The following is a 23242-nucleotide window of genomic DNA, read 5'->3' as shown; positions in this document are numbered from 1 at the left end:
ACAGCAATGGCCCTCGCCACCAAATGCCCCCATTGCAACACGATATTTCGGGTCGCTGCTGACCAGTTGAAGTTACGTGGGGGCATCGTGCGCTGTGGCACGTGCAGGGAAGTCTTTGACGGCAATGCCGCGCTGGTCGATCCAGCCGCGGCATCGCCGTTTTTAACATCGGCCCCCGGCGCCGGCGCCCCGCTGCCAAGCGCTTACCCGCTTGACGCCAGCCTGCCGTCCGCCACGGACGACGAACCCATCTATTCTCTCGACTTCGACACCTCGTTCGACCCGTTCGGCATCTTGCCGGAAACGGCGCAGCTCAAGGAGGACGAAGACGATGGCGAAGCCATCGAACTGGACCTCGACGTCAGCCTGCCTGCCGAAACGCCGGACGAGGTGCCTGTCGCTGCCCCTGTCGCCCCTCCCGCAGTGATACCGGTGGCAACGCCAGCTGCCCAGCCGGAGCCGCCGCTGCCCCAGCCGATGGCGCCATTCAAGCGCCGCCAGGTCGATGACGCACCCGCCTTCGCCACGTATTTGCGCGAGAGCCGCCGCGAACCGAACCTGGAAGCCGAGGCCGCGCCGGCACTGCCTGCCGCCGACAAGGTCAGCCTGGACAAGCCCGTCCCGCGGGCGCCCGTCGCGGTGCCCCCGGCACGCCTGGAACCGACGCTGGTCGACCACTCCTTCGTGGAGCTGCCGGCCGCCGTGCCGCCTGAAGCCGCCGTGGACGCCGAGCCAGCGCAATTGCCGCCCGCCGACGATGAACCGGCTTTCGTCACCCAGGGCCGGCGCCGCGAACAGAGCGGCAAGGCCTTGCGCGTGGCCATGGCCCTCGGCTCCGTGGCGCTGCTGCTCTTGCTATTCCTGCAAGTGATGACCACCTTCCGCAATCCGCTGGCGGCACAATTTCCGCAGTGGAAGCCGACCCTGGTGGCGCTGTGCAAGCTCAGTGGCTGCCAGGTCGACTTGCCGGCGCAGATCGAGGCGCTGTCCATCGAACAGGGCGAATTGCAAACCCTCAAGGAACAGACCTTTTCCTACGTCTCGCTGCTGCGCAACCAGAGCCGCAGCGCACAAGCCTGGCCCAGCATCGAACTGATCCTCAACGATGCCAATGACAAGCCCGTCCTGCGCCGGGTGATCGCGCCGCGCGACTACCTGCCGGCCACGATCGACGTGAGCACGGGGTTCGCGCCCCGCTCGGAACAAACCATCAAACTGTACTTTGCATTAGACCAACTCACGGCGTCTGGCTACCATATCGCCATCTTTTATCCTTAACAGACACTATCATGACCAAAACCTCGTTGATCTGCGGTTCGCTTGCCACCGACACCATCATGCAATTTCCCGGCCGCTTCGGCGAATCGCTGCTGGCCGACCAGTTGCACAAGGTAAACGTGTCCTTCCTCGTGCCGACCATGCGCACGGAGTTCGGCGGCTGCTCGGGCAATATTGCCTACAGCCTGAAAATGCTGGGCGGCGACCCGCGCATCGTCGGCGTCATGGGCCAGGATAGCGCTGCCTACCTGGAACGCCTGCAAAAGCTGGGCATTTCCACCGCCAACATCCTGATCAAGGCCGACAGCTACAACGCGCAGTGCTTCGTCACGGCCGATGCGGACAATAACCAGATCAACGCCTTCCACCCGGGCGCCATGTCGTTTGCGCATGAAAACCCGATCGCCAATGCGGGACCGGCCAAGGTAGCCATCATTTCGCCGGACGGCGACCAGGGCATGCTCAAGCACGCAGCCGACCTGGCCGAACTGGGCATCCCCTTCATGTTCGACCCGGGCCAGCAGTTGCCACGCTTCGATGGCGCCCAGTTGATCGACTTCATCAACAAGGCCACGTATGTGTCGGCCAACGACTATGAAATGGAAATGTTGATGGAGCGCACGGGCTTGACCCTGCCGGAAATCGCCAGCCGCCTGGACGCGCTGATCGTCACGCGCGGTGAAAAAGGGTCGGAAATCTATACGGACGGCAAGCGCATCGACATTCCTGTCGTGGCCGCCAAGGAAGTGCTCGATCCTACCGGCTGCGGCGACGCCTACCGGGCAGGCTTGCTGTTCGGCATTACCAACGACCTGGGCTGGGAAACCAGCGGTCGCCTGGCCAGCCTGCTGGGTGCCATCAAGATCGCCACCCAGGGCGCGCAAAACCATGTGTTTACGCCAGAAAGCATTGCCGACCAGTTTGAAGCGGCGTTCGGCTACCGCTATTGATATGCAGGCCGGGTGTAGCCTCACCCGGCAACGCTACAGCTTGTTCAAGCACGGTCGGCTCGCGCGCAAACGCCAGGCCGGCCTCCCCGCCTTACCTCACGACAATAATCATTCCCACCAGTACTTGCGCGATCTGCAACAGGATCAGCGCCACCAGCAGCGACAGGTCCAGACTGCCGACCAGCGGCACGACCTTGCGGATCGGACGCAGCAGGGGCTCGTTCAGGGCCCGTACAAACGGCGCCAGCGGCGCATGCGGATTGACCCAGCTGAAGATGGCCTCGATGATCAGCAAGGCCATGAAACCGTAGAGTATCCATTGCAGGAAGCGTTGCAGCGACTTGAGCAGCACCACTTCGACGGGATAGCCGGAAATAAACAGGACCGAGCTGGCCAGCAGCACGATCAGGAAGGCGCCGATCAGGCTGGCCCAGTCATACCCGCCCACGCCCGGCACCACGCGGCGCAGGGGGCGCACCAGCCAGTCGGACAATTGAAACGTGAATTGCGCCACCGACGACGGAGGCCGCACGCGCACCGCCTGCATCCAGAAGCGCAGCAGCAACACGCCGCCCAGCAAAGTGGCAATGGTATCAACGATCAATGTAAGGATAACGATCAGCACGACTAATTCTCCAAAAAAAAACCGCTGTGTGATTGAGTCACACAGCGGCGTGTTGCCTCATCCAGGCACCCGTATCGCAGGAATTACGATGGGCGGGTGCTGGTTGGGAATGGCCAGGCTGCAGCCGGTGCCAACACGGTTTTTGCTACAGGTGCGATAGGCGCCGATGGCTTGGCGACAGGCGCTGCCTTCTTCGGTGCGGCCTTTTTAGGCGCGGCCTTCTTGGCTGCCGGTTTGGCGGCCACGGCGGCTGGTGCCGCTGGAGCTGCTGCCGGCGCTGCGGCTGGTGCGGCTGCCACGACTGGCGCTGCGGCTGGCTTGGCGGCAGGTTTCGCGGCGGCTTTCGCTGCCGGCTTGGCCGCTGGCTTGGCGGCAACCTTGGCTGCCGGTTTTGCTGCTACCTTGGCCGCTGGCTTGGCTGCCGGTTTCGCTGCAACCTTGGCGGCAGGTTTCGCTGCTGCTTTGGCTGCTGGCTTCGCAGCAACTTTGGCCGCTGGCTTCGCTGCTGCCTTGGCTGCCGGCTTCGCTGCTACCTTGGCCGCTGGCTTGGCTGCCGCTTTTGCTGCTGGCTTCGCTGCTGCCTTGGCTGCCGGTTTGGCGGCTGGTTTCGCGACCGCTTTTTTCGCTGCCGGCTTGGCTGCTGGCTTCGCTACTGCTTTGGCGGCAGGTTTTGCTGCGGCTTTCGCGGCTGGCTTGGCTGCCGGTTTGGCAACGGCTTTTTTCGCTGCTGGCTTCGCTGCTGCCTTGGCCGCTGGCTTGGCTGCCGCTTTGGCGGCCGGCTTCGCTGCTGCCTTGGCTGCCGGCTTGGCTGCAGCTTTTGCTGCTGGCTTCGCTGCTGCTTTGGCGGCCGGCTTGGCTGCTGCCTTGGCGACGACTTTTTTCGCTGCTGGCTTGGCTGCTGCCTTGGCGACAGGTTTGGCTGCTGCCTTGGCTGCAGGTTTCGCTGCAGCTTTTTTCACGGCTGGCTTGGCTGCTGCCTTGGCGGCAGGTTTGGCTGCCGCTTTGGCTGCTGGCTTGGCAGCGGCTTTTTTCGCCACTGGTTTGGCCGCTGCCTTGGCAGCAGGTTTCGCTGCCACTTTTGCTGCTGGCTTGGCTGCCGGTTTTGCTGCTGCCTTGGCCGCTGGTTTCGCTGCGGCTTTCGCTACTGGCTTGGCAGCCACTTTTGCTGCTGGTTTTGCGGCTGGCTTGGCTGCAGGTTTCGCTGCGGCTTTGGCGGCTGGTTTTGCGGCTGGTTTGGCTGCGGCTTTGGCAGCTGGTTTAGCGGCAACCGTCTTCGCTGCGGCTGCCGGCTTCTTCGCGGCAGGAGCAGCCTTGGCGGCTGGTTTCTTTACTTCTGATTTCTTAGCGGCTGTTGCCATTTGTCTCTCCTTCATCTGAGATGAGAAATTTAAGCTACAAGATTTAAACCCGTCCGACCCACCACAGGGATAGGCCAGGCGAATTATTCATCGGCACAAACGGTCGTTTGCGCTAATGAATTCGGCACCAGCTGAACTGCTGCAACTCCTCACGTTTGCAGCACTTCAGCCATCGTCGGTGCCACCCTGCTTTATCTCGCAGCTGGTGGCAAAGTCTGAATTCGGTCTTTCGTTTTCGATGCCGTGCGTTTTTTCGCTCCTCGCATCGCGCTCGCCACAACACCCAAGCGTCAAATAAAAAACCGCCATGCCTGAAAAAATTCGGGCACGGCGGCAGACGAAAACGGTGTGGTTTTGTGCATATCCGTGTAAATCTGTATCCCTGTTTTGCGAGGTTTTTTCGTTACCGCGCTGGTTAAAAAACCCCGCATTCTAACGCTCGCATTTGCAATCTCATAAAGTACACGAAAACCTTGTCAATGCGCAACCGGCACGACACGTTTTCACCCGCTTTTTTGCACGTTACGCGTGCTATCGCACAATCGCGCGCCAAATGCCGCCGCCAGCGTCTCTGGAAACGATATTTTCGGCCCGCGATGCGGGCCCGCATGGCCGCCGAAAAATCCGCCGCAAGCCGCTTCGCGGCGCCTGATGCGCGCGCCGTTTTCCGCTGCGCCGATCGCGTGTTCCGCGGCCTCGCGGCGGCCGTATTTTTCGGCGCCAGGGACGAAAAAAAAGCGCCGTCACAGTGACGGCGCTTCTGGCTTTCGAGAGCGAACGCTTATTCCCAGTTCAGCGCACCGCCGGTCTGGTATTCCGTCACGCGCGTCTCGAAGAAGTTGCGTTCCTTCTTCATGTCGATCATCTCGCTCATCCACGGGAATGGATTTTCTTCCTGGGCGAACAGCGGCTCGATGCCGATCTGCTGCGCGCGGCGGTTGGCGATGAAGCGCAGATAGCCCTTGAACATCGGCGCATTCAGACCCAGCACGCCGCGCGGCATGGTGTCTTCCGCGTATGCGTATTCCAGTTCCACGGCTTTCATGAACAGATCCTTGATCTCTTCGCGGAAGGCGGCCGTCCACAGCTGCGGGTTTTCCATCTTGATCGTGTTGATCAAGTCGATGCCGAAGTTGCAGTGCATCGATTCGTCGCGCAGGATGTACTGGTACTGCTCGGCGGCGCCCATCATCTTGTTCTGGCGGCCCAGCGCCAGGATCTGCGTGAAGCCCACGTAGAAGAACAGGCCTTCCATCAGGCAGGCAAACACGATCAGGGACTTGAGCAGCTTCTGGTCGTTTTCCACCGTGCCGGTGACGAACGCGGGATCCGTCAGCGTGTTGATGAACGGGATCAGGAATTCATCCTTGTCGCGGATCGACTTGACTTCGTTGTAGGCGTTGAAGATCTCGCCTTCGTCCAGGCCCAGCGATTCGACGATGTACTGGTAGGCGTGCGTATGGATCGCTTCCTCGAACGCCTGGCGCAGCAGGTACTGGCGGCACTCGGGCGCCGTGATGTGGCGGTAGGTGCCCAGCACGATGTTGTTGGCGGCCAGCGAGTCGGCCGTCACGAAGAAGCCCAGGTTGCGCTTGACCAGGCGGCGCTCGTCGTCCGTCAGGCCGTTCGGGTTCTTCCACAGCTCGATATCGCGCTGCATGTTCACTTCCTGCGGCATCCAGTGGTTGGCGCAGCCGGCCAGGTATTTGTCCCACGCCCATTTGTACTTGAACGGCACCAGCTGGTTGACGTCCGTCTTGCCGTTGATGATGCGCTTGTCGTCGGCATTCACGCGGCGCGCCACTTGCTCGGCGTTCGCTTCGGACGGCTCGGCACCGGCCGGCAGGTTCAAATCGGTATTTCCCAGTGGCGCTTGCTGCGCCGGACGCGGCACAGCTGCCGACGTGGTTTCATCATCCCAAGACAACGACATATTCTTCTTCCTTTCCATGCCGGCGAGCCGGCGATCCGCAACAGGTCCGTTCAATCGGACAATGCAGACATTGACAACATTGAATCAGCCCGGCCGTGCCGGGCTGACAACTAAAATCTTACTGGCAGGCTTCGCATTCCTCGAAACCATCGTCGCCCGGACGCAGGTAGCAGGCTTCGCCATCGGCGTCGTCCGCTGCCGCTGCCACGACCGGTGCCACCGCCGGAGCGGCTGCCACTGCGGCAGCTGCCGCTGCGCTGTGCGCGCTGGCCGACATGCCGCCATCGACTGCCACGGCGTTCAGGGCGCCCGTCTTGGAGGTCGATTTCTCCATGTGGGTGGCGGCGATGGTACGCAGGTAGTAGGTGGTTTTCAGGCCACGCAGCCATGCCAGCTTGTAGGTTTCGTCCAGTTTCTTGCCCGAAGCGCCGGCCATGTAGATGTTCAGCGACTGGGCCTGGTCGATCCACTTCTGGCGACGCGAAGCCGCTTCCACCAGCCAGCTTGGCGACACTTCGAAGGCCGTGGCGTAGATATCGCGCAGGTCTTGCGGGATGCGGTCGATCTTCACCAGCGAGCCGTCGAAGTACTTCAGGTCCGAGATCATGACTTCATCCCACAGGTCGCGCGCCTTCAGGTCGCGCACCAGGTAGCCGTTGATCTCGGTGAATTCGCCCGACAGGTTCGATTTCACGTACAGGTTCTGGAACGTCGGTTCGATACAGGCCGAGACGCCGATGATGTTCGAAATCGTCGCCGTCGGGGCAATCGCCACGCAATTCGAGTTGCGCATGCCGAACTTGGCGATGCGTTCGCGCACCGGGGTCCAGTCCATGGCCGACGAGGAATCGACTTCCAGGTAGCCGCCGCGCTCTTCAGCCAGCAGTTTGACCGAGTCCTGTGGCAGGATGCCGCGGTCCCACAGCGAACCGGCGTACGATTCATAGCGGCCGCGCTCTTCGGCCAGTTCCGTCGACGCCAGGTAGGCGTAGTAGCAGACGGCTTCCATCGAGGTGTCGGCAAACGACACGGCGGCGTCCGAGGCGAACGGGATGCGCATCATGTGCAGGCAATCCTGGAAGCCCATCACGCCCATGCCGACGGGACGGTGGCGCATGTTCGAATTGCGCGCCTTGTCGACGGCGTAGTAATTGATGTCGATGACGTTGTCGAGCATGCGCATGGCGGTGCGGATGGTCTTGGCCAGCTTGATGTGATCGAGCTTGCCTTCCTTCATGTGCGCCGGCATGTTCACGGAACCGAGGTTGCAGACGGCGATTTCATCGCTGCTGGTGTTCAGCGTGATTTCCGTGCACAGGTTCGAGCTGTGGACGACGCCGACGTGCGACTGCGGGCTGCGGATGTTGCAAGGGTCCTTGAACGTGATCCATGGGTGGCCCGTTTCAAACAGCATCGACAGCATCTTGCGCCACAGGTCCAGCGCCTGGACCTTCTTGAAGACGCGGATTTCGCCGGCGGCGGCCTTGGCTTCGTAGCCCAGGTAAGCCTGTTCAAAGGCCTTGCCGACCTTGTCGTGCAGGTCTGGCGTGTCCGACGGCGAGAACAGGGTCCACTCGCCTTTTTCCATGACGCGCTTCATGAACATGTCGGGAATCCAGTTCGCCGTGTTCATGTCGTGCGTGCGGCGGCGGTCGTCGCCCGTGTTCTTGCGCAGGTCGAGGAATTCCTCGATGTCCATGTGCCAGGTTTCCAGGTAGGCGCAGACGGCGCCCTTGCGCTTGCCGCCCTGGTTGACTGCCACGGCCGTGTCGTTGACGACCTTCAGGAACGGCACCACGCCTTGCGACTTGCCGTTGGTGCCCTTGATGTGGGCGCCCAAGGCGCGCACTGGCGTCCAGTCGTTGCCCAGGCCGCCGGCGAACTTGGCCAGCAGCGCGTTGTCCTTGATGGCGTCGTAGATGCCTTCCAGGTCGTCCGACACGGTGCTCAGATAGCACGACGACAGCTGCGAGCGCAGGGTGCCCGAGTTGAACAGGGTCGGGGTCGAGCTCATGAAGTCGAACGAGGACAGCAGGCTGTAGAACTCGATGGCGCGCGCTTCGCGGTCCGCTTCGTTCAGCGCCAGGCCCATGGCCACGCGCATGTAGAACGCCTGCGGCATTTCGATGCGCACGTCCTGGATGTGCAGGAAGTAGCGGTCATACAGGGTTTGCAGGCCGATGTAGCCGAATTGCAAGTCGCGGTCGGCCACGATGGCTTTGGCCAGGCGTTCCAGGTCGAAGCTGGCCAGTACCGGGTTCAGCAGCTCGGCGGCGATGCCCTTGGCGATGTATTGCGGGAAGTACGTCAGGTATTCGGCGGCAGCGGCCGCTTGCGGCACTTCCTTGCCGAACACTTCCTTGCGCACCGTGTGCAGCAGGATGCGGGCCGTGACCTGGCTGTAGGCCGGGTCTTTTTCCATCAGCGCGCGCGCTGCCAGGATGGCCGACTTGTGCAGCTCTTCGACGGGCACGCCGTCGTACAGGTTTTTCACCGTTTCAGCCAGGATGGCGTCGGCATCGACGTGCTTTTCCAGGCCGGCGCAGGCGGCGTTGATCAGGTCGCGCACTTCCTGCATGTCCAGCAGACGGCGCACGCCGTTGTCCGTCACGTTCAATTGCGGTGCGGAAACTTGTGCGGAAGCGCCCTGCGCTTCCTTCTGCAAACGGCGCTCTTCCATGTGCTTGGCACGGTACAGCACGTAGGCACGCGCCACGTCGTGCTCGCCCGAACGCATCAGCGACAGTTCCACCTGGTCTTGCACGTCTTCGATATGGAAGGTGCCGCCGCCCGGGTGGCGGCGCACCAGCGCCGCGACGACGCCGTCGGTCAATTGTTCCACCAGTTCGCGGATGCGTGCCGAAGCGGCGCCCTGGCCGCCGTTAACGGCCAAAAACGCCTTGGTCATGGCGATGGCGATCTTCGAAGGCTCAAATGCCACCACCGCGCCGTTGCGGCGGATGATGCGATAGTCGCCCAATGCCGCGCCCGTACTCGCCACGCTGTTGGCCGCGCCTGGCGCTGGCGATACTGGCGTTGGATGGATGGAAATATCTTGTGGTGATTGCATTGAAGCTCCCGTTGTCAGCTAAAGTCAGCCTGCAGTTTTGCTGCCGCGTGTGTTGTTGAATAGAACGCCCGATGGTCTGGGTTTCTTCAGGTAATTTTATTGCCAAATAGTAAATAATGCACAGTCAGAAATCATGCGACCAACCTGTCTTGTCCGGCTGGCGCGAAATGCGATCAAGGGTGATGAACCGCCAGTTCCCGTTGTCATATCAACAAACAGGGTAGCTTTGGTAATAATTCTGAAAACGTCTGTGATGGCACTACATATAGTCACTAAGTTCAAGTTCTGCACTAATTGTAGTGCCCATCGAAAGGCGATGCAATAGTTTTCCGGCATCCGTCGGCGTAATTTTTTGTGTTTTCATATACGATTTCGGTTGACTTTTCAGGGCATGGATGGAAAGCCCAATCCCCGCGAAGTAAGCGCTAACGCAGCTTGCCTGTGAAGCGTTTCCAGCCAGCATTTTTGATAAAAATGCCAGTCAAAAAACGGCCCCGGATCCGTCTTCCGCCCCGGCGCAATATGCTCGTGGCCCCGCACCTGCGTCAGCCCGTAGCGCGTCACCAGCGCCGCCGTCAGCGCCGCCAGGACATGGTATTGCCGCGGCTGGAAAGGCACGTCGTCCGTGCCTTCCATTTCGATACCGATGGAATAGCCATTGCACTGCGGGCGTCCTTCGAACATGGACGCGCCGGCATGCCAGGCACGTTGATCAGTAGAAACATATTGCAACAGCGCACCATCGCGCCGCACAAAAAAGTGCGCCGACACCTGCAAGCCACGCAGGTCGGCGAAAGAAGGATCGGCATTATAGTCTACCCGGCCCGTAAACAAGTCCGACACATGCGGTCCGCCGAAGTGGCCGCCCGGCAAGCTGATGTTATGGATCACCAGCAAATCGACTTGCATGCCGTCCGGGCGCGCATCGTGGTGCGGCGAGTCATAGCGCAGCGCACCGTCGCACCAGCCGTCGTCATCTATCGTCCATGCGCTCATCAAGTAGCGGTTCCTGTATCGTCAGTTTCTGCATGCGGTAACGCAACTGGCGCACGCTGAGCCCCAGCTGGCGCGCCGCCCGTGCGCGGTGGTAGCGCGCCTGCACCAGCGCCCGCATGATCATGTCGCGCTCGGCCTGGCGCAAATACATCTCCAGCGGCAAGACCGGGGCCACGCCCCGCAGCGCCATGCCGGGCAGGCACGCTTGCCGTTCCGGCACGCCCGGCGGCGGCAGCGCCCGCAGCGGCATGCTGCCCGCTACGGACGGCAAGGCCAGCCCGTCGAGCGCGATCACGCCACCGTCGGCAAAGGCCAGCGCCCGCTCCAGCACGTTCTCCAGCTCGCGCACATTGCCGGGAAACGCATATGCGGCCAGCGCCGCCAGCACGGGCGGCGCCAGGCTCACGGCCTGGCCCGGGGCCAGGCGCGCGAGGATTACCTCACATAATACCTGCAGATCGCCGCGCCGCTCGCGCAGCGGCGGCAGCGCCAGCTCGATCACGTTGAGGCGGTAAAACAGATCCTGGCGAAACGTACCGGCGGCCACGCCGCGCGCCAGGCCATGCTGGCTGGCGCACAGGATGCGCACGTCGACGGCTTCGTCCGCACTCCCGCCCAGCTTGCGCACGCGGCGCTCCTGCAGCACGCGCAACAGCTTCACCTGCATGGCCAGCGGCAGATCGTCGACTTCGTCGAGCAGCAGGCTGCCGCCGTGGGCCGCCTGGAACAATCCCTGGCGCTCGTGCCGCGCGCCCGTGTAGGCGCCGGGCCGGCAGCCGAAGAATTCGGCTTCCATCAGCGCTTCGGGAATGGCGCCGCAGTTGACGGCAATAAACGGGAAGCTGGCACGCGCGCCCTGCGCATGGATGGCGCGCGCCGCCAATTCCTTGCCCGTGCCCGATTCGCCGCGGATCGCCACGGGCGCGCCGCAGCGGGCGATGCGGCCGATCTGCGCGCGCAGCGCCTGCATGGGCAGCGAGTTGCCGCTCAGTTGCGGCGCCGGCGCCATGCCGGCGGCGGTCACGGTATGCGGGCGGGGACTGGACATGGGGAAACGCGCCTTTCTGCAATGGCGGTGGCGAACCGCCTGCTGCAGATGCTACGCCGGACTGCTGCCGGGGGATCTTACGATACGGATGAGCAACGGGGCGCGGGCCGGCCCTTACAGCGTGGCGTGCGCGTGGCTGCAATAATCGTGGCCCTTGGCCTGCACGTTTTCGGAAGCCGGGTAGTACACGCCGCAATGGGCGCAGCACAGCATCAGCTCGGCATCGGGCAATTCCTGCGGCCGGCCCGGCGGCGTAAACGGGTTCGGCCGCTGCTGTTGCTGCTGCGCGCGGGCGCGCTGCTGCATGCCACGGATCTTGCTGCGGATAGCAAACAGCACCAGAAACACCAGCGCCAGCCAGAATAAAACACGTGTCATGCGAATCCTCGGTGTAAAACCACTTCCAGTACAAAACGGCTGCCGACATAGGCCAGCAACAAGGTGGCGAAACCGGCCAGGGTAAAGCTCAGGGCCGTCTTGCCGCGCCAGCCGCGAAAACGGCGGCCTGCCAGCAGGGCGGCAAACAACAGCCACGACAGCATGGTAAACACGGACTTGTGGTCCCAGTTGAGCGCCTTGCCAAATAATTGCTCGGAAAAGACGATGCCCGACAGCACGGTCAGGCTGAGCAGGATGAAACCCAGGCCGATCATGCGGAACAGCAATTTTTCCATCGTCAGCAGGGCCGGCAGCTGATCGAGCGCGCTGCCGATGAAGCCGCGGCTTTCGCTGCGCGTATGCAGACGCGATTCCTGCAGCGCCATCAGCACGGCGTGAAAGGCGGCAATCGTCAAGGTGCTGTAGGCCAGCACGGCCACGGCGATATGCCAGCCGAAGACGGCGGACTTGCCTTCCATGTTGACCTGGCTGCCAGGAAAGGCCCAGGCCAAGCCGATGGCGATGACGGCACTGGGCATGACCATGCGGCGCAGTCCGTCCAGGCTGAAATTGCGGTTCTCTATCCAGTAGGCGCCCACCGAGACCCACAGCGCGGCCGACAGCATGGCGGAAAAACCGAAACGCAGGGTGCCCGGCGCCATCAGGTCGAACCACAGGGTGGCGGCATGCGCCAGCCAGGCAACGCCGGTCAGGCCGGCAATGAGCCGGGCACGGGACGAGGGAAGCACCGCGCACGCCGCATACAACAGGGCGGCGAGGAAAAAGAAATAGATCTGCATAGTTTAAGTTTACACCATAGCCGACAAGCGCGATTCAAGCGACAGCCCGGGTGACGGGCATTCCACCGCCAGCCCATGCTGCAAGCCTGCCATGATATCGCGCCTGAGGCGCGACGGGGTGGCGCACCCTCAAGATTTCGGCAATCTTTCCGCCGGCACCGCTTTACCGCGCCGCAGCCACGTTGCCATCCTGATTAGCCAGTCCTATAATTATGTCCACATAGCAACATTTATCCACCCTTACGCCACCGCCACCATGTCTTTTCCAAAATTGTCCTGGACCTGCCTCCTGCTTGCCGCCTGCACCTTGCTGAGCGGCTGCATGAAAGATGCGCCTTCCCAGTCCACCTACGAGGAATATTTCCGTACGTCTATCCAGAACTACGACCTGTACAAGGATTACTTCGACATCGCCAAGCTGGAAAAGCTGAACGGCTGGAAAGAGAACGAACAGCAATACGACATCAAGGGCTCTGCCATCCTGCGCGCCAAGGTGGGCTACCTGGAATTGCTGGCCGACGTGGCCGACAAGCTCGAAGCGCAGGCAAAGACGGACAGTTCCGCCGGCATGACCATGGGCCTGGGCCTGATGGCGCGCGGCATGGGTGGCGAAAACAAGGCTTTCCGCGCATTCTGGGCGCAGGAGCAGGAAAAGAAGGCGATTCCCGCGCCGCTGCTGGCCCGCCAGGCGGCAATGACGGCCGAGCGCTTTGAAAACCTGCTGCAGTGGGCGGACCAGATCGTGCTGGACAATTACGGTGCCATCATCAACCGCCAGCTCAAGAAAGGCGATGAACTGACGCGCATCTACACGCTGAGCTTCCGGCAGACGGAAAAAGGCTGGATGGGCTTTAACGCCCGCTAAGGCCGCCCGGCATGAAAAAACCTCCGCGCCATCACCGGGCGGAGGTTTTTTTCATGGTATGGCCGATTTACTTCACATTCAGGCTCTTTTTCGCCTGTTCCAGCAAGTCCGTCTTGACCCAGTCCCTGGCCACGGGCGGCTTGCTCATGCGGCCCACGCCCGTTTTCACCATCACATCGGTGGTCACCTGGATATGCTCGGGCGAGATGTCATACGAATACGGCGAATTGCTGATCGCGTCGTCGAAGTCGTCCTTCGTGATCTGGCCGCGGAACACCACTTCGCGCACATACTTTTCCGCCGTCGCCTTGCTGTCAATAAAGGTTTTCGTCGCTTCCACGAAGCAGCGCATGAATTTTTCCGCCACGGGACGGCGTTCCTTGTAGAATTTTTCCGTCATCACCATGGTACGCACGGGCTCGCCGATCGGCGTGTCGTACGGCTTGATGACTTCGGTGCCGAAGCCCTTGTTGATCGCCTGCGACGATTGCGGCTCCGACTGCATCATGGCGTCGATATTCTTGCCCATCAGCGCCTGGTTCAAGTCGGCGTAGGCGAGGAACACCAGTTGCACATCCTTGCCCTTGGTTTCGGAATACGTCAGGCCCGCCTGCGCCAGCTCGGCCAGCAGCAGCACTTCCTGGATGCCGCCCCGCGTCACGCCCACGCGCTTGCCCTTGAGCTCCTTGACGCTGGCAATCTTTTGTCCCGCCCCCGCCACCAGGCGCGCGCCGCCCTTGGCAAAACCGGCCACCACGTAGATGGGCGCACCGCCGGCGCGGCCGGAAATGGCCGCCTCGGACGCCGTCGCTCCCACGTCCAGCTCGCCGGCGATAATCGCCTGCATCACGTCGAGGCCCTTGGCAAAGACATGCTCTTCGACCTTGATGCCGCACTTGGGCGCGATTTCCTTGATGTACGACACGGCGCCGTAATGGGCGAATTTCAAATTCCCCAGGCGCACGACTTCCTGCGCCTGGGCAGCGCCCATGCCGAATGCCAGCACGAGGGCGGCGGCGATAGCGGTCTTCAAGGTGGATTGTTTCTGCATCGGGTTCTCCTGTGGTGGTTGGTATGTGCCCGCCAGGGCATAAGACACGGCTTTTTTATTATGGGGAGATAGTACCGCGTGTTAGAGCCAGGGCAACTTTTTTTTGCCGGCGGCCGACCCTTGCCCGGAGGCGGCAAGGGCCGGCGCCAGCCACGCTGCCGGCGTTGCGCCGGCAGCTACTGTCCCGCCAGCGCCACCACGGGGTCGAGTCCCGACGCCTTGCGCGCCGGCATGAAGCCAAACACCAGCCCCGTCACCACGGCGCAGGCAAACGCGCCGCCCACGGCGCTCAGCGAAAAGATCACCGGCACGTCCCAGACCAGCAGCAGGGCCGCCACCGTCACGCCGACCACGATGCCGGCCACGCCGCCCACCACCGACACCAGCACGGCTTCGGTGAGGAACTGGCGCAGGATGTCGCGCCGGCGCGCGCCCGTCGCCATGCGGATGCCGATCTCGCGCGTGCGCTCGCGCACCGTCATCAGCATCACGTTCATGACGCCGATGCCGCCCACCACCAGGGAGACGGCGGCGATCAGGCTGAGCATCATGGTCATGTTGTCCTGCGTCTTCGCTTCGGCGGCAATCGACGCGGCCGCGTTGCTGATGCCGTAGTCGCGGATGCGGTGGCGCTCGAACATGGTGGCGTCGACTGCCGCCTCCACCTCCGTCACGCGCTTGACGTCGGCCACCGCCATCACCGTGTACGTCGGCTCGCGCTGGCCGAAGACGCGGATGCCGGCCGTGGAAAACGGCAGCAGCAGCACGTCATCTTCATCCTTCTCGCCCGTCAACGCGCCCTTCGCGCTCATCACGCCGATCACCTGGAACGGCACGTTGCCGATCAGGATGCTCTGTCCCACGGGATTGGGCACGTCGGGCATCAGCTTTTCCGCCAGGTGCGCGCCCAGCACGGCCACGGTGGCCATCTCGCGCTCGTCCTCCTCGGTAAAGAAGCCGCCCTTGGCCACGGGCCAGGTCTGGATCTGCGGCAGCGCCGGCCCCGTGCCCCGCACATACGTCTGCACGTCGAGGTTACCGTGGCGTATCACCTTGTTGCCGGTGACATTCGGCAGCACGTGGGAAATGCCCGGCACATCCTTGAGCGCGTCCAGGTCGACCAGGGTGATGCTGCGCCCGGGGATGCGCGAGCTTTCGCCGCGCGACGCCATGTACAGCAAATTCGAGCCGAACGCCCCCAATTGGGCCATCACCTGCTGCCGCGTGCCCAGGCCGATGGCCAGCATGACGATCACGGACGCGACGCCGATGATGATGCCCAGCAGGGTCAAGCCCGTGCGGAAGCGGTTGATCCACAGCACCCGCCAGGCGGCGCGCGCCGCGTCCAGCAATTCCGTGCCCAGCGAGGCGCCCGTGTCGTGGGCGGCGCGCGACATGTCCAGCGGCGGCAGGGCCGTCGACGTGGCGGCAATGGCGATGGCGCCCGAGTCTTCGATGATTTCGCCGTCGCGGATCTCGATCACGCGGCGCGCCTGGGCCGCCACCTTGCGGTCATGCGTGATGAGGATGATGGTGTGGCCCGCATCGGCCAGCTCGCCCAGCAGGGCCATGACTTCGGCGCCGCTGCTGCTGTCGAGCGCTCCCGTCGGTTCATCGGCGAGGATGATGCGCCCGCCGTTCATCAGGGCGCGCGCAATCGACACGCGCTGCTGCTGCCCGCCTGACAACTGGTTCGGCCGGTGGTCGAGCCGGTCGCCCAGACCCAGGCGCTTGAGCAGCGCTTCGGAGCGGGCGTGGCGGGCGCTGGCCGGCATGCCTGCGTACAGGGCCGGCACTTCCACGTTTTCGCGCGCCGATTCGGTGGCGATCAAATGGTAGCCCTGGAAGACGAAGCCGAACGCTTCGCGCCGCAGCCACGCCAGTTCATCGGGATTCAGGCTGGCCACGTCCTGGCCCGCGAAGCGGTAGGTGCCGTCGCTGGGCCGGTCCAGGCAGCCCAGCAGGTGCATCAGGGTCGATTTGCCGGAACCGGACGCGCCCACGATGGCGACGAATTCGCCGGCGCCGATGGACAGCGTCAGGCCGCGCAGCACTTCCACGGCCGGCGCGCCGTCATGGCCGCCGTAGCGCTTGCGGATGCCCTGCAACTGGATCAGGGGCGGCTGCTCCGGCTGCCCCGCCGGTCCCAGCGACACGGCCTCGCTCATGGCACTCATAACTGGAACCTGCTGCTGCCGCTGCCGGCCGGCTGTTCGCCCGTGACCAGCAATTCACCTTCGCGCAAGCCTTGCAGCACTTCCGCGCTGAGGCGGTTGCGCACGCCCACGGTGACGGCGCGCGTATCGACCTTGCCATCGGCATCCATCACGCGGGCCGTGAACTGCCCCGGCTTCGCGCCTTCCCCGGTGGACGGTTTCAGGGCCGGCAAGGGCACGGCCAGCACATTGTTTGCCGCGGCCGTGACAAACACCACTTGCGCCGTCATCTGCGGCATCAGTTCGCCATCGGCGTTATCCACGTCGAACAGCACTGTATACAGAATCACCTTGCTGGTCGACGGCGCCAGTGCCGTGCCGGCGGCAGAACCGCCGGGCACGGGCGGCGCGGGCAGCACTTGCCGCACCTTGCCGCTCCAGCGCCGCTGGTCGCCGCCCAGGGTGGTGAAGTACACGGGCATGTCCGGGCGCACGCGGCGCACGTCCGCCTCCGACACTTCCGTCCACACCGTCATGGCCGACAGGTCGGCGATGCGCAGGATGTTCGGCGTCTGGTAGGTGGCGTTCAGGGTCTGCCCTTCCTTGGCGTCCAGGCCCACCACCTTGCCGGCCATGGGCGCGTAGATGCGCGTATAGCCCAGGCGCGCCTCGTCCGCCTTCAGGCTGGCCTGGGTCTGGTCGATCTGCGCCTTCAGGTGGTCGATCTTGGCGCCGGCCGACGCCAGGGTGGCTTCGGCCGTTTCCAGGTCGGCCAGCGGCGTGGAGTCGAACTTCGCCATCTGCTTCTGGCGCCCGTGCTGCTGGCCCGCCAGGCGGTGCTGCGCCTGCTGGTCGGCCAGCTGCGCGCGCAATCCCGCCAGGGCGGCGCGGCCCGCATCGACCGTGGCTTGCTGCACGCTGGGGTCGATCTCGGCCAGCAACTGGCCTTTTTCCACGGCGCTGCCGGGCTGCACGTGCAGGCGCGTGATCTGGCCCGACACCTGCGCGCCCACGTCGACATAGGTCTGCGGCTGCAGAGTGCCGATGGCCGTGACGCTGGCCTCGATATTGCCGCGCTTGACGGGCGCCGTGTCGAACACGGTGGCCGGGCCCCGCGTGGCCCACAATGCGCCGGCGCCGAACAGCGCCAGCAAGACCGCGCCGCCCAGGATGCGGGCGCGGCGGGAAGGCAGGCGGGCCGCCATCAGGAAGCCGCCTTGCGGTTGCAGGTAAAGTAAAACGGTGTCGCCAAACGTGAAAAGTGCATCGGTCTATCCTTGAAAATGGCGGTGAACATCACCGCAGGAACATCACAAGCCCTGCCAGCGCGGCGACGGCTGCCAGCAGGGAACTACGAAACAGCAAGCGGGGGGCATACGGCAGCAGCAGGGCCACCAGCAGCGCGCCGGCCGACAGGAATCCCAGCCAGGCGACCACGCCGACGGTGGCGCTCCAGCCGGCCACGCAGGGCCAGATGGCCAGCGCCAGCAGGATGGTGCCCGTCAGTTGCAGCGCGCGCCGCACGTTCGGCGCCGCGTCGCGCCCCCATATCTGGCCGTGATGGCGGTCCATCGCCAGCGACAGGCTGGCCATGCCCGCATACGCCAGGCCCAATGCGCACAGGATGGTATTGATCATGACTGTCCTTCCGTATTGATTTGCAGGCTGGCCGATGGCGCCGGGCTTTCCTTGCCGGCGGCCTTCTTCACCGGTTTTTCCTTGCGCTTGTGGACTTTCCACGCGCCCCAGCCGGCCAGCAGGCCAAAGGCCATGCTGGCCAGTTCCACGCCCGCGCTTTCCCAGTCGCCGCGCGCGATCTGCGCCGCCAGGTTGTCGCCCGTGCTCAGCAGGTTCAGCACGGGCAGCAGCAGGCACAGGGCGGCCAGCACGCACAATTGTTCGATCCAGGCGCGCTTTTCCCCGCGCAGGCAGGCATGCACGAGCATCACGAACCACACGCCGAAGAAGGCGCGCACTTCCCAGCCGGCGCGGTGCTCGATGCCGACGGGGATCAGGCGGTTCGCCCACAGGAAGCCGGCGCAGGCAACCGCCAGGCCCGCAATGGCCGCCACGTTCAGGCATTCGATGACGCGGTACACGCGCTGCGTGCAGGCGCCGAACTCGCCGCCCGCGCGCTGGCGGCGCTTGACCATGAACAGGATCGCGCCCGTGCCCATCATGGCCGTGCCGGCCAGGCCGCAGAGGAAGTACAGCCAGCGCATGGGCGTGCCGCCAAAACCGACCATGTGCAGGTTCGACATCACGACGCGCGTCAGGCCCGCGCCGCCCGTGTTCGACTCGCCCGGCGCGCGCACGGCGATCTGCTCGCCCGTGGCCAGCGCATAGCAGGCCATGCCCGTGTTGGCGCTGATGCGCTGCAGCGTCTCCGTCTCTTCATTCCAGCCATACATGCATACGCGCATGGAGGCGTCGTTCGGATTGTCCAGCACCACGGCGCGGATTTCCTGGCCGATGGCCTGTTCGGCGCGCAGGGCGAACGGTTCCAGCGATGGAATGGCCAGCGGCTGGCCCATGCGCGCAGGTTTGCCCGAGTCGTTCCAGTCGCTCAGGAAGGCTTGCTTGCCATGGTCCGCGCCGTATTGCGCCACCACGGGCGCCGGCACATAGTCGTCGCTGTAGAACGCCAGTCCCGTGTAGGCGATCATGAACTGGAATGGCAAGGTCAGCACGGCCACCGCGTTATGCGCGTCGAGCCACGAACGCTGGCCCTTGGCCGGGCGGAAGGTGAAGAAGTCCTTGAAGATGCGCTTGTGCGTGATGACGCCGCTCACCAGCGCCACCAGCATGATCATGGTGGTGATGCCGACGATCCATACGCCGATGCGTCCCGCGTGCAGCTCGTAGTGGAAATCGACGAAATGGTGGCCGCCGATGGTTTCGCGCTCCGTCGCCTCGCGCGCATGCTCGACGACGGCGCCCGTCAGCGGATCGAGGTCCGCCGAGCCATAGCCGCCGCCGGGCTGGAACCAGTAGGCGGACAGGCCGTGGCCGGGGCGCTGCACGGGCCAGATTTCCCACATGTCCGCCTTCGGGTGCTCCTTGGCCATGAAGTCGAGCGCCAGCTCCAGGCGGTGCGCGCGGTCCGTGACCTTGGGCAGCGGCGGATCGTTCGCATGCGCCGCCTCGGCCAAAGCGTGTTCGGGCGTCATCCAGTGGCCGATCGGGTCGTCGAAGACGGCCAGAGAACCGGTCAGGAAGATGGCGAACAGCAACCAGGAAATCCACAGTCCGCTCCACGTGTGCAGCCAGGCCATGGCCTGGCGCAGTCCGCCCTGCTGCGGCGTCTTGGCCACCTTGTCTACCTTGACGGCGTTCATGCGGCACCTCGCGACAGCAGCATGCCGATGCCGCCGCAGACGATGGCCGGCAGCAGCATGCCGAGCCAGGCGCGGCGCAGGTCCTGCACGGCAAAGACCCAGATCACGGCGCAGGTATAGACGACAAATGCGCTCAGGGTGGCCGTCAGCACGGCTTCGGCGCGCGACAGCGGCAACACGGCCGACAGCAGCACGGCCACGCCGGACGTGAGCGCATAGCCGCCAAGGACGGCGGCGAGCACGCGCGAGAACAACATCATGTTGGCCGATTTCATCATCGCGGCGCTCCCGCTGCCCTGCGCTGGTTCACGCCATCGCGGGCCAGATTCAACTGCACTTCCATAAGCCATGCATCCTTCATCAAGATAGATAATGTAAATTTAATAAGTTATAGTTTGTAATTCAAGGTCAGCATCAGATTGCGCGGCGCACCGGGCAGGTTGCCGAAGACATCGGAATAGATGCTCTGGTAATAGTGCTTGTCGAGCGCGTTGTTGACGTTCAGGCGCAGCTCGGCGCGGCTGTCGACCTGCCAGGCCGCGTTCAGGCCCACGATCGCATAGCGACCCTGGCGCAGATGGTAGGTGCCGTCGCCCGACTCGGTCGCGCCCTGCCCGTACACCGAGGCGCCGACGCGCCAGCCCTGCGCGGCGCCCGACAGGCGGTAGCTGGTGGCCAGCTTGAGCTGCTGGCGCGGATAGCGGCTGTTGAAATCCTTGCCGATATTGGCCGGATCGCTGTCGCGCGTAAATTGCGCCTTCACATAGGTATAGCCGGCCGACAGTTGCCAGTCGGGCGTCAGCGCGCCCGCCACGTCCAGCTCCACGCCTTCGCTGCGCACTTCGCCCGACGCGCGCTGACAATAGCCCCAGGTGCTGCCGGGGCAGGGATTCGGGCCGGCCAGGTCGTCCACGCCGCGGTTTTGCTGGCGGATCTGGAACACGGCCGCGCTGGCATTGAGCGCGCCGCCAAAGTATTCGCCTTTCACGCCCGCTTCATAGTTGGTGCCGCTGATCGGCTTCAAGGGCTGCGCATTGGCGTCCGTGGCCGCCTGCGGCTGGAAGATTTCGGTCCAGCTGGCGTACACGGAATGCTGCTTGTCGAGGTCATACACGATGCCGGCATACGGCGTGAATTCGCGCGCCACCGAGTAGCCCGCGTCGTCCTTGTACCAGCTCAGGCGTCCGCCCAGTACCAGCGACAGTGGATCGGCCAGGCGCAGGCGCGTGCCCGCATACACGCCGCTTTGCTCGGTGATGCTGGCCGTGCGCCACTGCGCGTAATCGATGGCGGGGCGCGCCACGCTGCCCGCATCCCAGTGGTAGGGATCGATCACGGGCGCGCTCTCTTTCCAGCTGTACGGCGCCCAGCCGCCATAGCTGTTTTTCGACGCGCGGCGGTGGCTGGCGCCCACCGTCAGCTCATGCTGGCGGCCGAACAGGCTGTAGCTGCCGCCGGCATACGCGTCATAGCTGGTATTGGCCACTTCGGCGCGGTAGCTTTGCGAATTGAAGCGCAGGGTGTCGCCGCGGCGGCTGATGCCGGAAAACGTCGTGTCGATCTCGGGCGTCTTGCGCGTGGCCGCCAGCCTGGCCTTCCAGCCGTTGTCGAAGCGGTGTTCCAGTTCCGCGAAGATGGTTTGATCGGTCTGGCGCCAGCCGTCGAAGTCCGTGCCCAGGTAGGTGGAGCGGGGCAGGTTCAGGAAGCGGCCGTCGGCGGCCGTGACCACGCCCGTCGTGACGCCGTCGTTATCGGTCTTGCGGTAATGCGCGCCCACGGTCAGGGTGGTGTCGGGGCGCAGGTCCGCTTCGATGATGCCGTACAGCTGGTGATTGCGGCCATGCAGCACATCGACGTAGTCCTGCTTGTCCTGCACCGTCGCGACGATGCGCCCGCGCAGGGTTTTCGCCTCGTTGAGCGCATTGGCCGCATCGGCTTCCAGCCGGTAGTTGCTCCAGCTGCCGATACTGGCCGAGAATGACGCCTGCGGCGTGGCCGTCGGGCGCTTGCGCACCAGGTTGATGGCCGCGCTGGGCGTGCCGCTGCCCGTCGTCAAGCCCGTGGCGCCGCGCACCACCTCGATGCGGTCATAGATGGCCAGGTCGTCGTTGTCGCCATTGAAGGTGCCATTCGCGCCCAGGCTGGTGGGCAAGCCATCGAACAGGATGTTATCAATTGGAAAACCCCGTGCGCTGAAACTGCCCGAATCGCCTGTAAAGTTACCCTTCTGCATGACCAGACCCGTGATCGACTGCACGGCATCGTCCAGCGTGGTGATGCCCAGGTCGTCGATCTGCTGGCGCGTCAGTACGCTGACCGACTGCGGCGTCTCGCGCAGCGACAGGTTCAGTTTGGTTGCCGTATTGCTCACGCCCGTCGTGTAGGAGCCGCTGCCTTCCGTCGTCGCATCGCGTGCCGCCGTGACGGACACGCCCAGCATGGTTTGCTCGGCGGCGGGTGCGGCTGGCGCCTGCTGCGCCAGCGCCTGGGTGCCGGCGGCCAGGCACAAGGCCGCCACGGCCAGCGCCAGCGGATGCCGCTGAGGACGGTGCGATGCAAAATTGACAATATGCGAAACCTGTTGCATGAAAATCCTGAAAAATGGTGTCATGAGACGCTAAAAACAGGCGCCCTACTCTGTAGGTGCCGCGAGAACGAAAAACGGGCAGCCGGATGGCCGATATTTTTTGCGCAGCGTGCTACGGCGCCGGTTCGACCGTCACCCAATAGCGCGTGCGGCTGCGCACCTGCACCGGCAGCGAATGGGGCAGCATGTTCAGGATGCGCTGCGTGTCGGCCAGCGGGAACACGCCCGACAGGCGCAGCTGCGCCACTTCCGGCGCGCAGTCGATCACGCCGGGGCGGTAGCGGGCCAGGTCGGCCAGGAAATCGCCCAGGGTCACGTCGTCGACGATCAGCTGCCCGCGCGACCAGGCATCGGCATACGCATCGATGGCGTGCGGCGCGTCCGGCGCATGGCGGGAAAAGGCCACGCCGCGCCCGGCCGCCAGCAGCAGGGGCGTGCCGCCGCCGTCGCGGGGACGGATTTCGACGGCGCTTTCAAACACGTCCACGGTGCTGTAGCCCTCCTGCTGGCGCACGGCAAAGCGCGTGCCCAGCGCGCGCACCAGGCCTTCGCGCGTGGCCACTTCCAGCGGCGCGGTGCTGCCGGCGCCCCGGCCGCTGACGACGAGGATTTCGCCGGCCAGCAGTTCGATCAGGCGGCGCTCGCCGTCGAAGCGCACGTTCACGGCCGATCCCGTATTCAGATTGAGCACGCTGCCATCGTCCAGCGCCACCTCGCGCCGCTCGCCCGTGGCCGTGCGGTAGTCGGCGCGCAGGGCGCGCGCGCCCTGCCAGGCATCCGTCTGCGCGGCCAGCAGGCCGCCGCCAGCC

20 protein-coding genes are annotated in these 23242 nt (G+C 64.1%); 5 read left to right on the top strand and 15 right to left on the bottom strand.

What is annotated here, in order from left to right; all coding sequences use genetic code 11:
• The first annotated feature begins 6 nt into the window (after window positions 1-6).
• The gene (locus GCN75_RS17665; RefSeq protein WP_152283627.1) at window positions 7-1278 is read left to right on the top strand and encodes a DUF3426 domain-containing protein; all 1272 of its coding nucleotides are present in this window, start codon (window positions 7-9) and stop codon (window positions 1276-1278) included.
• 11 nt (window positions 1279-1289) lie between these two features.
• Window positions 1290-2228: a carbohydrate kinase family protein gene (locus GCN75_RS17660; protein WP_152283626.1), complete on the top strand. Its 939-nt coding sequence runs from the start codon at window positions 1290-1292 to the stop codon at window positions 2226-2228.
• 91 nt (window positions 2229-2319) lie between these two features.
• Here GCN75_RS17660 and GCN75_RS17655 read toward each other — a convergent pair whose 3' ends face one another.
• Window positions 2320-2853 (bottom strand): YggT family protein, encoded by a 534-nt coding sequence (locus tag GCN75_RS17655; RefSeq protein WP_034780256.1) that lies wholly within the window; start codon window positions 2851-2853, stop codon window positions 2320-2322.
• A 253-nt stretch (window positions 2854-3106) separates the two neighbouring features.
• Here GCN75_RS17655 and GCN75_RS29230 point away from each other — a divergent pair, with 253 nt between their 5' ends.
• Window positions 3107-4114: a hypothetical protein gene (locus GCN75_RS29230; protein ID WP_193317555.1), complete on the top strand. Its 1008-nt coding sequence runs from the start codon at window positions 3107-3109 to the stop codon at window positions 4112-4114.
• A 705-nt stretch (window positions 4115-4819) separates the two neighbouring features.
• The gene (locus tag GCN75_RS29225; protein ID WP_193317554.1) at window positions 4820-4963 is read left to right on the top strand and encodes a hypothetical protein; all 144 of its coding nucleotides are present in this window, start codon (window positions 4820-4822) and stop codon (window positions 4961-4963) included.
• Window positions 4964-4992: 29 nt separating this feature from the next.
• On the opposite strand, the gene GCN75_RS17645 is transcribed toward GCN75_RS29225, so the two are convergent.
• From GCN75_RS17645 to GCN75_RS17620, 6 genes are all read right to left on the bottom strand, one after another.
• A complete protein-coding gene (locus GCN75_RS17645) occupies window positions 4993-6144 on the bottom strand; it encodes a ribonucleotide-diphosphate reductase subunit beta (protein ID WP_070218582.1) in 1152 nt (383 codons plus the stop codon).
• A 118-nt stretch (window positions 6145-6262) separates the two neighbouring features.
• Window positions 6263-9214, bottom strand: coding sequence for a ribonucleoside-diphosphate reductase subunit alpha (locus GCN75_RS17640; protein WP_152283624.1), 2952 nt, complete (start codon window positions 9212-9214; stop codon window positions 6263-6265).
• A gap of 384 nt (window positions 9215-9598) precedes the next feature.
• The gene (ampD, locus tag GCN75_RS17635) at window positions 9599-10210 is read right to left on the bottom strand and encodes a 1,6-anhydro-N-acetylmuramyl-L-alanine amidase AmpD (protein ID WP_152283623.1); all 612 of its coding nucleotides are present in this window, start codon (window positions 10208-10210) and stop codon (window positions 9599-9601) included.
• Window positions 10188-11258, bottom strand: a complete 1071-nt coding sequence (locus tag GCN75_RS17630; protein ID WP_152283622.1) for a sigma 54-interacting transcriptional regulator — start codon at window positions 11256-11258, stop codon at window positions 10188-10190. The genes ampD and GCN75_RS17630 overlap by 23 nt, the downstream gene beginning before the upstream one ends.
• A 114-nt stretch (window positions 11259-11372) precedes the next feature.
• Window positions 11373-11636, bottom strand: coding sequence for a PP0621 family protein (locus GCN75_RS17625; RefSeq protein WP_152259597.1), 264 nt, complete (start codon window positions 11634-11636; stop codon window positions 11373-11375).
• Window positions 11633-12436 carry a cytochrome C assembly family protein gene (locus GCN75_RS17620; RefSeq protein ID WP_152283621.1) on the bottom strand — a complete coding sequence of 268 codons (804 nt, stop codon included), beginning with the start codon at window positions 12434-12436 and terminating at the stop codon, window positions 11633-11635. The genes GCN75_RS17625 and GCN75_RS17620 overlap by 4 nt, the downstream gene beginning before the upstream one ends.
• Before the next feature lie 256 nt (window positions 12437-12692).
• Between GCN75_RS17620 and GCN75_RS17615 the strand changes: the two genes are divergently transcribed.
• Window positions 12693-13301 carry a hypothetical protein gene (locus tag GCN75_RS17615; RefSeq protein ID WP_152259595.1) on the top strand — a complete coding sequence of 203 codons (609 nt, stop codon included), beginning with the start codon at window positions 12693-12695 and terminating at the stop codon, window positions 13299-13301.
• A gap of 67 nt (window positions 13302-13368) precedes the next feature.
• Here GCN75_RS17615 and GCN75_RS17610 read toward each other — a convergent pair whose 3' ends face one another.
• From GCN75_RS17610 to GCN75_RS17575, 8 genes are all read right to left on the bottom strand, one after another.
• Window positions 13369-14352: an ABC transporter substrate-binding protein gene (locus GCN75_RS17610; RefSeq protein WP_152283620.1), complete on the bottom strand. Its 984-nt coding sequence runs from the start codon at window positions 14350-14352 to the stop codon at window positions 13369-13371.
• 176 nt (window positions 14353-14528) lie between these two features.
• The gene (locus GCN75_RS17605) at window positions 14529-16520 is read right to left on the bottom strand and encodes a MacB family efflux pump subunit (protein WP_152283619.1); all 1992 of its coding nucleotides are present in this window, start codon (window positions 16518-16520) and stop codon (window positions 14529-14531) included.
• A gap of 5 nt (window positions 16521-16525) precedes the next feature.
• Window positions 16526-17713: an efflux RND transporter periplasmic adaptor subunit gene (locus GCN75_RS17600; RefSeq protein ID WP_152283618.1), complete on the bottom strand. Its 1188-nt coding sequence runs from the start codon at window positions 17711-17713 to the stop codon at window positions 16526-16528.
• Window positions 17714-17804: 91 nt separating this feature from the next.
• The gene (locus GCN75_RS17595; RefSeq protein WP_152283617.1) at window positions 17805-18146 is read right to left on the bottom strand and encodes a DUF3325 domain-containing protein; all 342 of its coding nucleotides are present in this window, start codon (window positions 18144-18146) and stop codon (window positions 17805-17807) included.
• Window positions 18143-19846, bottom strand: coding sequence for a PepSY-associated TM helix domain-containing protein (locus GCN75_RS17590; RefSeq protein ID WP_193317553.1), 1704 nt, complete (start codon window positions 19844-19846; stop codon window positions 18143-18145). Before GCN75_RS17590 ends, GCN75_RS17595 begins: the two co-directional genes overlap by 4 nt.
• Complete coding sequence (locus GCN75_RS17585; protein ID WP_152259590.1) at window positions 19843-20124, bottom strand: hypothetical protein; 282 nt, start codon at window positions 20122-20124, stop codon at window positions 19843-19845. Before GCN75_RS17585 ends, GCN75_RS17590 begins: the two co-directional genes overlap by 4 nt.
• A gap of 110 nt (window positions 20125-20234) precedes the next feature.
• Entirely contained in the window at window positions 20235-22433 is a 2199-nt protein-coding gene (locus GCN75_RS17580) for a TonB-dependent siderophore receptor (protein WP_226941446.1), read from the bottom strand.
• A 112-nt stretch (window positions 22434-22545) separates the two neighbouring features.
• Window positions 22546-23242, bottom strand: a 697-nt coding sequence (locus GCN75_RS17575) for a FecR domain-containing protein (protein ID WP_152283615.1), incomplete at its 5' end; no start/stop codon positions are given.

This window comes from Janthinobacterium violaceinigrum (assembly GCF_009208555.1).
Classification (GTDB): Bacteria; Pseudomonadota; Gammaproteobacteria; order Burkholderiales; family Burkholderiaceae_D; genus Janthinobacterium; species Janthinobacterium violaceinigrum.
The sequence above is the reverse complement of the archived record's forward strand: the minus strand, read 5'-3'. Positions and strand labels throughout refer to the sequence as shown.

Bases quoted from the DNA above. Each gene is read 5' to 3' on its own strand.
- GCN75_RS17620 (WP_152283621.1), bottom strand. From the start codon at position 12,436: ATGCAGATCTATTTCTTTTTCCTCGCCGCCCTGTTGTATGCGGCGTGC.
- GCN75_RS17625 (WP_152259597.1), bottom strand. From the start codon at position 11,636: ATGACACGTGTTTTATTCTGGCTGGCGCTGGTGTTTCTGGTGCTGTTT.
- GCN75_RS17580 (WP_226941446.1), bottom strand. From the start codon at position 22,433: ATGCAACAGGTTTCGCATATTGTCAATTTTGCATCGCACCGTCCTCAG.
- GCN75_RS17590 (WP_193317553.1), bottom strand. From the start codon at position 19,846: ATGAACGCCGTCAAGGTAGACAAGGTGGCCAAGACGCCGCAGCAGGGC.
- GCN75_RS17630 (WP_152283622.1), bottom strand. From the start codon at position 11,258: ATGTCCAGTCCCCGCCCGCATACCGTGACCGCCGCCGGCATGGCGCCG.
- GCN75_RS29225 (WP_193317554.1), top strand. From the start codon at position 4,820: ATGGCCGCCGAAAAATCCGCCGCAAGCCGCTTCGCGGCGCCTGATGCG.
- GCN75_RS17640 (WP_152283624.1), bottom strand. From the start codon at position 9,214: ATGCAATCACCACAAGATATTTCCATCCATCCAACGCCAGTATCGCCA.
- GCN75_RS17585 (WP_152259590.1), bottom strand. From the start codon at position 20,124: ATGATGAAATCGGCCAACATGATGTTGTTCTCGCGCGTGCTCGCCGCC.
- GCN75_RS17595 (WP_152283617.1), bottom strand. From the start codon at position 18,146: ATGATCAATACCATCCTGTGCGCATTGGGCCTGGCGTATGCGGGCATG.
- ampD (WP_152283623.1), bottom strand. From the start codon at position 10,210: ATGAGCGCATGGACGATAGATGACGACGGCTGGTGCGACGGTGCGCTG.
- GCN75_RS17615 (WP_152259595.1), top strand. From the start codon at position 12,693: ATGTCTTTTCCAAAATTGTCCTGGACCTGCCTCCTGCTTGCCGCCTGC.
- GCN75_RS17605 (WP_152283619.1), bottom strand. From the start codon at position 16,520: ATGAGCGAGGCCGTGTCGCTGGGACCGGCGGGGCAGCCGGAGCAGCCG.
- GCN75_RS17645 (WP_070218582.1), bottom strand. From the start codon at position 6,144: ATGTCGTTGTCTTGGGATGATGAAACCACGTCGGCAGCTGTGCCGCGT.
- GCN75_RS17660 (WP_152283626.1), top strand. From the start codon at position 1,290: ATGACCAAAACCTCGTTGATCTGCGGTTCGCTTGCCACCGACACCATC.
- GCN75_RS17600 (WP_152283618.1), bottom strand. From the start codon at position 17,713: ATGGCGGCCCGCCTGCCTTCCCGCCGCGCCCGCATCCTGGGCGGCGCG.
- GCN75_RS17665 (WP_152283627.1), top strand. From the start codon at position 7: ATGGCCCTCGCCACCAAATGCCCCCATTGCAACACGATATTTCGGGTC.
- GCN75_RS17610 (WP_152283620.1), bottom strand. From the start codon at position 14,352: ATGCAGAAACAATCCACCTTGAAGACCGCTATCGCCGCCGCCCTCGTG.